At 67.0% G+C, this 7,351-nt stretch carries 8 protein-coding genes; 6 read left to right on the top strand and 2 right to left on the bottom strand.

Annotation, left to right across the window (positions count from 1 at the left end; genetic code table 11):
- Window positions 1-4 precede the first annotated feature (4 nt).
- Together CQY20_RS20215 and CQY20_RS20220 are read left to right on the top strand one after the other, a co-directional pair.
- A complete protein-coding gene (locus CQY20_RS20215) occupies window positions 5-898 on the top strand; it encodes a phosphoribosylaminoimidazolesuccinocarboxamide synthase (RefSeq protein ID WP_097941868.1) in 894 nt (297 codons plus the stop codon).
- Window positions 895-3,039 carry a S9 family peptidase gene (locus CQY20_RS20220; protein ID WP_097941869.1) on the top strand — a complete coding sequence of 715 codons (2,145 nt, stop codon included), beginning with the start codon at window positions 895-897 and terminating at the stop codon, window positions 3,037-3,039. The genes CQY20_RS20215 and CQY20_RS20220 overlap by 4 nt, the downstream gene beginning before the upstream one ends.
- On the opposite strand, the gene CQY20_RS20225 is transcribed toward CQY20_RS20220, so the two are convergent.
- Window positions 2,971-3,420 carry a DoxX family protein gene (locus CQY20_RS20225; RefSeq protein WP_097941870.1) on the bottom strand — a complete coding sequence of 150 codons (450 nt, stop codon included), beginning with the start codon at window positions 3,418-3,420 and terminating at the stop codon, window positions 2,971-2,973. The genes CQY20_RS20220 and CQY20_RS20225 overlap by 69 nt on opposite strands.
- A gap of 83 nt (window positions 3,421-3,503) precedes the next feature.
- On the opposite strand from CQY20_RS20225, the gene CQY20_RS20230 reads away from it, so the two are divergent.
- The 4 genes from CQY20_RS20230 to CQY20_RS20245 all read left to right on the top strand — a co-directional run bounded on the left by CQY20_RS20230 (window position 3,504) and on the right by CQY20_RS20245 (window position 7,042).
- Window positions 3,504-4,070, top strand: coding sequence for a TetR/AcrR family transcriptional regulator (locus CQY20_RS20230; protein ID WP_097941871.1), 567 nt, complete (start codon window positions 3,504-3,506; stop codon window positions 4,068-4,070).
- Between the two features lie 37 nt (window positions 4,071-4,107).
- On the top strand, window positions 4,108-4,605 hold the full coding sequence (locus CQY20_RS20235; protein WP_097941872.1) for a glutathione peroxidase: 498 nt from the start codon (window positions 4,108-4,110) through the stop codon (window positions 4,603-4,605).
- 67 nt (window positions 4,606-4,672) lie between these two features.
- Window positions 4,673-5,377 carry a DUF2334 domain-containing protein gene (locus CQY20_RS20240; protein ID WP_097941873.1) on the top strand — a complete coding sequence of 235 codons (705 nt, stop codon included), beginning with the start codon at window positions 4,673-4,675 and terminating at the stop codon, window positions 5,375-5,377.
- Window positions 5,378-5,398: 21 nt separating this feature from the next.
- Window positions 5,399-7,042 carry an FAD-binding dehydrogenase gene (locus tag CQY20_RS20245; RefSeq protein WP_097941874.1) on the top strand — a complete coding sequence of 548 codons (1,644 nt, stop codon included), beginning with the start codon at window positions 5,399-5,401 and terminating at the stop codon, window positions 7,040-7,042.
- A gap of 54 nt (window positions 7,043-7,096) precedes the next feature.
- Here CQY20_RS20245 and CQY20_RS20250 read toward each other — a convergent pair.
- Window positions 7,097-7,351, bottom strand: a 255-nt coding sequence (locus CQY20_RS20250) for an IS30 family transposase (RefSeq protein WP_109789712.1), incomplete at its 5' end; no start/stop codon positions are given.

The raw sequence follows: 7,351 nt of genomic DNA on the forward strand, positions 1-7,351 counted from the left end.
CCGGATGCGCCCCGCTCTGTCCGATTACCAGCACGTGGCCAGCGGCAAGGTCCGCGAGATCTATCGCATCGACGATGATCACCTGCTGTTCGTCGCCAGCGACCGCATCTCGGCGTTCGACTACATCCTCGCCAACGAGATACCCGACAAGGGCCGCATCCTCACCGCGATGAGCGTGTTCTTCTTCGACTTCGTCGAGACGCCGAACCACCTCGCGGGCCCAGCCGACGACCCCCGTATCCCGGGCGAGGTGCTGGGCCGCGCGCTGGTGGTGCGCAAGCTCGACATGATCCCCGTCGAGTGCGTCGCGCGCGGTTACCTCACGGGCTCCGGCCTGCTGGACTACCAGGCCACCGGCGCGGTCAGCGGTATCGCCCTGCCGCCGGGGCTGACCGAGGCGAGTAAATTCGAGACGCCGCTGTTCACCCCGGCCACCAAGGCCGAACTCGGCGCGCACGACGAGAACATCTCGTTCGCCGACGTGATCGAGATGGTCGGCGCCGAGCGCGCCAACGAACTGCGCGACCTCACCCTGCAGACGTATCGTCGCGCCGCCGACCACGCGTTGACGAAGGGAATCATCATCGCCGACACCAAGTTCGAATTCGGCGTCGACGAGCACGGCCGGCTCGTGCTGGCCGACGAGATCTTCACGCCGGACTCGTCGCGCTACTGGGCAGTCGACACCTATAAGGAGGGCGTCGTGCAGCCCAGCTTCGACAAGCAGTTCGTCCGCAACTGGCTGACCAGCCCCGAGTCGGGCTGGGACCGCGGCGGGGATGATCCACCGCCGCCGCTGCCGGACGACATCGTCACCGCCACCCGCGAACGCTATATCGAAGCCTACGAGCGCATTTCGGGGCTGTGCTTCGCCGACTGGATCGGACCCGAGGCATGAGCCAAACACCCGTACCACCCGTCGCGAAACGGGTCGAGCACCGCCGCGAGCACCACGGCGACGTCTTCATCGACCCGTATGAATGGCTGCGCGACAAGGACAACCCCGAGGTCATCGAATACCTCAAGGCCGAGAACGCCTACGCCGACAAGATGACCGAACACCTTGCTCCGTTGCGGCAGAAGATCTTCGATGAGATCAAGGCCCGCACCAAGGAAACCGACCTGTCGGTGCCCGTCCGGCGCAACGACTGGTGGTATTACGCGCGCAGTTTCGAGGGCAAGCAGTACCACGTGCACTGCCGCTGCCCGGTCGCAGGTCCCGACGACTGGACGCCGCCGCAGTTCGACGAGGACACCGACATCCCCGGTGAGCAGGTGCTGCTCGACGAGAACGTCGAAGCTGAAGGCCACGAGTTCTTCGCGTTGGGTGCCGCCACCGTCAGCATCGACGCCAATACGCTGGCCTACTCCGTCGACGTCGTCGGCAACGAGCGATACACCCTGCGGTTCAAGGACTTACGCACGGGCGAACTCTACGACGACGAGATCGTCGGCATCGGCGCAGGCGCCACCTGGGCCGCCGACAACCGGACCATCTACTACACGACGCTTGACGATGCATGGCGGCCCGACACCGTGTGGCGTCACCGCGTCGGTGCGGGTCTGCCCGCCGAGCGGGTGTATCACGAACCCGACGAACGCTTCTGGCTCGCGATCGGACGCACCCGCAGCGACAAGTACATCTTCATCGCCGCGGGCAGCGCCGTGACCTCGGAGGTCCGCTACGCCAACGCGGCGGATCCCGGCGCCGAGTTCACTCCGGTGTGGCCGCGACGCGACCTCGTCGAGTACTCCGTCGAGCATGCCGTCGTCGGCGGCGAGGACCGCTTCCTGATTCTGCACAACGACGGCGCAGTGAACTTCACGCTCGTCGAGGCTCCGGTCGCCGACCCCACCGCGACCCGCACACTGATCGAACACCGCGACGACGTCCGCCTCGAAGCCGTCGACGCGTTCGTCGGCCACATCGTGGTCAGCTATCGGCGCGAGGCGTTGCCGCGTATCCAGTTGTGGCCGCTCTACGCGCAGGGCGAGTACGGCCGTCCGGAGGAGTTGACCTTCGAGTCGGAACTGATGTCGGCGGGCCTGGCCGGCAACCCCAATTGGGACTCGCCCAAGCTGCGCGTCGGGGCGACGTCGTACGTCACGCCGGTGCGCATCTACGATATCGACCTCGCCACCGGCGAGCGCACGCTGCTGCGCGAACAGCCCGTGCTTGGCGACTACCGCCCCGAGGACTACGTCGAACGTCGTGACTGGGCCGTCGCCGATGACGGCGCACGCGTGCCGATATCGATCGTCCACCGCGTCGGTCTTCAATTCCCCGCTCCGACACTGCTTTACGGCTACGGAGCCTACGAGTCGTGCGAGGACCCGCGGTTCTCCATCGCCCGGCTGTCGCTGCTGGACCGCGGAATGGTGTTCGCCGTGGCGCATGTGCGCGGCGGCGGCGAGCTCGGCCGGCCGTGGTACGAGCACGGCAAGCTGCTGGAGAAGAAGAACACGTTCACCGACTTCATCGCGGTGGCACGACATCTCATCAACACCGATGTCACCCGGCCGGAGAACCTCGTCGCGCTCGGCGGCAGCGCGGGCGGTCTGCTGATAGGGGCGGTGGCCAACATGGCGCCGGAGTTGTTCGCCGGCTTCCTTGCGCAGGTGCCGTTCGTCGACGCGTTGACGACGATCCTGGACCCGTCGCTTCCGCTCACCGTCACCGAGTGGGATGAGTGGGGAAACCCGTTGGCCGACAAAGAAGTCTACGAGTATATGAAGTCGTACTCGCCGTACGAGAACGTCGAGGCCAAGGACTATCCGCCGATACTGGCGATGACGTCGCTCAACGACACCAGGGTGCTGTACGTGGAACCGGCGAAATGGGTTGCGGCACTTCGACACACCAAGACCGACGCCAACCCCGTCCTGTTGAAGACGGAGATGAGCGCCGGCCATGGCGGGATCAGCGGCCGCTACGAGCGGTGGAAGGAAGTGGCGTTCCAGTACGCGTGGCTACTGGACACTGCCAAGGCCAACCACGAGGGCGGCGCCTACGAAGACGAGCTGCTCGAGGGTTCGTAACGGCAGGTGCGTCGTCATCGACTTCGGCGGCGACGGCATCCGCGCGGCATATACGTTGGCCGGGAACATGACCAGCATCAGCACGGCCAATGACACGGCGGCGGCCGGCCTGGCCGGCGGATACAGCAGCCCGGCCGCGCCGAGCAGTTCGAGCACCCCGGTGATGGTGACCAGTAGCGTCGGCGCCGGCAGCCGCGGCGGCACGATCGCGATCATGTCGCGGCGCAGCGGGTTGACGAAATGCGCGACGCCGGTGACGACGAGCATCGTCGCCAAGCCGACAGCGATCGCGGTGGGCCAGCCGTCGACGTAGTCCAGGCCCAGCCAGCCGGCCAGCCGGGCGGCGAGTGTTCCGAGGACGAGGGCGATGAGTGGTGCCATGACGGACTCCCAATCTAGACAGTGGCAAGATGCACGTAGGCAACAATCTAGGCACTGTCAAGATTCCAAGTTATGATCGGTACATGAGCAGCGGCAGGGCGACGTATCACCACGGCGATCTACGGGCCACGATCCTGGCCCATGCGGCGGTGCTGGTCGCCGAGCGCGGCGCCGACGGCCTGTCGCTGCGTGAGCTCGCCCGCGCCGCCGGGGTGTCGCACGCGGCGCCTGCGCATCACTTCACCGACCGCCGTGGGCTGTTCACGGCGCTGGCGACCGAGGGCTTCCGCATGCTCGCCGACGCACTGAAAGACGCGCGGCCGGACTTCCTCGATGCGGCGTTGGCCTACGTCCGGTTCGCCATCGCCCATCCGGGCCACTACGCCGTCATGTTCGACAAATCGCTGTACAACGCCGCCGACGCCGACCTCGTCGCCGCCGAAACCGCGGCGGGCAATGAGCTTGCGGCGGGCGTGAGGACCCTCGACGATCCGCGCGCCAAGCAGGACCCGCAAGCCGCCGCGCTCGCGGCTTGGTCTCTGGTGCATGGCTTTTCGCTGCTGTGGCTCAACGGCGCCATCGAGGCTGACCCGGACAAGGACACCGACCCGATCGTGCAGCGGGTCGCGGGCATGCTGTTCGGGACCTAGCCGTGCGCCCTGCGCCGGCATCGGTATTCTGCGGGGCATGACGGATCAGCCCATCGCCGACATTCCACTCACCACCCTCGACGGCAAGCCGACCACGCTGGGAAAGCTCGCCGACGGCGCCGCGTTGGTCGTCAACGTCGCCTCGAAATGCGGCCTGACACCGCAATACAGCGGGCTGGAGAAGCTGGCGCAGGATTACGGCGACCGCGGGCTGACGGTGATAGGCGTGCCGTGCAACCAGTTCATGGGCCAGGAGCCCGGCAGCGCCGAGGAGATTCAGACCTTCTGCTCGACCACCTACGGGGTGACGTTCCCGCTGCTGGCCAAGACCAACGTCAACGGGCCGGATCGGCACCCGCTGTTCGCCGAGTTGACGAAGACGCCCGACGCCGATGGCGAAGCCGGCGACGTGCAGTGGAACTTCGAGAAATTCGTGATCGCACCCGACGGCACAGTGGTGAAACGGTTCCGCCCGCGCACTGAACCCGATGCGCCAGAGGTCATCGAGGCCATCGAAGCCGTCTTACCGCGGTAGCCGAAAAGGCAACCGCTGTAAGGCTCTTCGCAACCGTCGAGACATCTGGCATTGCCACAATGCCGGTGTGGCTGGACAACTCATCGTCTCGATATCGGGCATCAGTCGCCATACCCTGCCCGACGTCGCGGCGTTCTGCGCGGAACTGGACGGGCGGGGCGTGCCGTCGTCACTTCTCGTTGCGCCCCGCCTGAAGGGCGACTATCGGCTTGATCACGATGCAGGCACCGTCGCGTGGCTCACCGCGCGGCGCGCTCGCGGCGACGCCATCGTGCTGCACGGCTTCGACGAGGCCGCGACGAAGAAGCGCCGCGGCGAGTTCGCGACGCTGCCCGCGCATGAGGCGAATCTGCGGCTGATGGGCGCCGACCGCGTCCTCGAACACGTCGGCCTGCGGACCCGACTGTTCGCGGCACCCGGCTGGACGGTGTCGCAGGGCACGGTGACTGTACTGCCGCGCAACGGCTTTCGGCTCCTCGCCGGTCTGGCTGGCGTTTCCGATCTGGTGCGACGGACCACGGTGCGCGCGCGGGTGCTCGGCATCGGCGAGGGTTTCCTGTCGGAGCCGTGGTGGTGCCGCACGCTGGTGCTCGCCGCCGAGCGCACGGGCCGTCGCCGAGGGATCGTCCGGGTGGCCGTCGCCGCCAGGCACCTGCGCAAGCCTGGGCCGCGTCAGGCCGTGATCGACGCCGTCGACCTGGCGCTGATGCATCGCTGCGTGCCGACGGTCTACGAGTGGCGGCCGTATCCGGCTTTGACCGACGCGGCATGAAAGACCGCTACATTGGCGGCCATGGCTGATGCTGATGCAATCGTGGTCGGTGCGGGGTTGGCGGGCCTGGTAGCCGCCTGTGAACTGGCCGAACGTGGCCGTCGGGTGTTGATCGTCGACCAGGAGAACGCGAACAACCTCGGTGGGCAGGCGTACTGGTCGTTCGGCGGCCTGTTCTTCGTCAACAGCCCCGAACAGCGCAGGCTCGGCATCCGCGACAGCCACGAATTGGCGCTTCAGGACTGGCTGGGCACGGCGGGCTTCGACCGCCCCGAGGATCACTGGCCGCGGCAGTGGGCGCACGCCTACGTCGACTTCGCCGCCGGGGAGAAGCGCAGTTGGTTGCGGGCCCGCGGGCTGCGGACCTTCCCGCTCGTCGCGTGGGCCGAGCGCGGCGGCTATGACGCCCGCGGCCACGGCAATTCGGTGCCGCGCTTCCACATCACCTGGGGGACCGGGCCCGCGATCGTCGAGATCTTCGCCCGGCGGCTGCTGGGTAACGACAAGGTGAGGTTCGCATACCGCCACCGCGTCGACGAACTGATCGTCGCCGACGGTGCGGCGGTCGGCGTGCGCGGCGTCGTCCTGGAGCCCACGAACGCGGCGCGCGGCGTGGCGTCGTCACGAAACACCGTAGGGGAGTTCGAATTTCGCGCCCAGGCCGTCATCGTCGCCAGCGGCGGCATCGGCGGCAACCATGACCTGGTCAAGCAGAACTGGCCGAAGCGGATGGGCCGTGTGCCCGAACAGTTGCTCAGCGGCGTGCCCGCGCACGTCGACGGCCGGATGATCGGCATCAGCGAGTCGGCCGGCGCACACGTCATCAACAGCGACCGGATGTGGCACTACACCGAGGGCATCACGAACTACGACCCGATCTGGCCCGAGCACGGAATCCGGATTCTGCCCGGTCCGTCGTCGCTGTGGCTCGACGCCACCGGCAAGCGACTGCCCGCGCCGCTGTATCCGGGCTTCGACACCCTCGGCACGCTCGAGCACATCGCCCGAACGGGCCAGGACTACACGTGGTTCATCCTGAACGCCCGCATCATCTCCAAGGAGTTCGCGCTGTCCGGGCAGGAGCAGAACCCCGACCTGACCGGGCGCAGCGTGCGCGATGTGCTGTCGCGCGTCAAGCCGGGCCCGCCTCCGCCGGTGCAGGCGTTCGTAGACAAGGGCGTCGACTTTGTCAGTGCAAGGACGTTGCGCGAGTTGGTATCTGCGATGAACGAGATTCCCGACGTGATGCCGTTGGATTACGCCGCCGTGGAGGAGGAGGTCACCGCGCGCGACCGCGAGGTAGCCAACCGGTTCACCAAGGACACGCAGATAATGGCGATCCGCGCGGCCCGCGGCTACGTCGGCGACCGCTTCTCCCGCGTCGTCGCTCCACACCGCTTGACCGACCCCAAGGCCGGACCGCTGATCGCGGTGAAACTGCACATCCTGACGCGAAAGACATTGGGCGGCTTGGAAACCGATCTGGACTCGCGCGTGTTGCGCGGCGACGGCAGCGTGGTCGAAGGGCTCTATGCGGCTGGAGAGGCGGCCGGGTTCGGCGGTGGCGGCGTGCACGGCTATCGCTCGCTTGAGGGCACGTTCCTCGGCGGCTGCATATTCTCCGGCCGATCGGCGGGGCGGGCGGCCGCGCGCGACACCGCCTAACTCCGGCGGCCTCCGGCGAGCAGAAGCAAATGTCCGCCCGTGCCTGGGGCGATTTCAGGCAGTGGATGCAACAGCGGGTGGTTTTGGCGGGTTTGAGAGTAGCTCGTCGAGGACTTCAGCGGGTTTCTTCCAGCCGAGGGTTTTGCGGGGTCGGGTGTTGAGTTGGGCGGCAACGTAGTCGAGGTAGTCGGCCGGGAACACTGATAGGTCGGTGCCTTTAGCAAAGTATTGACGCAGCAGCCCGTTGGTGTTCTCGTTACTGCCGCGTTGCCATGGCGAGTGCGGATCGCAGAAGTAGATATCGAGCTC

The sequence above is a fragment of the Mycolicibacterium agri genome (assembly GCF_002553505.1).
In the GTDB taxonomy this organism is placed as follows: domain Bacteria; phylum Actinomycetota; class Actinomycetes; order Mycobacteriales; family Mycobacteriaceae; genus Mycobacterium; species Mycobacterium agri.